The 203-nt window shown below is 71.4% G+C and carries 1 protein-coding gene; it reads right to left on the bottom strand.

Features of this window, described 5'->3' with window-relative positions:
* Window positions 1-203 (bottom strand): transposase (locus tag IH44_RS0140380; RefSeq protein ID WP_030464806.1); only part of this gene is annotated, 203 nt, incomplete at both ends.

Here is a 203-nt window from a genome sequence, read left to right as displayed (position 1 = left end):
TCGCCCAGCGGATCATGGTCTCGGAGTGGGCGGGGCTGGTCTCGTAGTCGCGGGCGAGGCGACGGTGGGCGGTGAGCCACGAGAACGTGCGCTCGATCGTCCACCGCTTGGGCTGGACCTGGAATCCGCGCTGGTCGGGGGCCTTGCGGACGATGTCCAGTTCGCGGCCGAGGATCCGGGCGGTCCACTCGACCAGGCGGCCG

It is taken from the genome of Kitasatospora sp. NRRL B-11411, from assembly GCF_000721345.1.
Lineage (GTDB): Bacteria > Actinomycetota > Actinomycetes > Streptomycetales > Streptomycetaceae > Kitasatospora > Kitasatospora cineracea.
The sequence above is the reverse complement of the archived record's forward strand: the minus strand, read 5'-3'. Positions and strand labels throughout refer to the sequence as shown.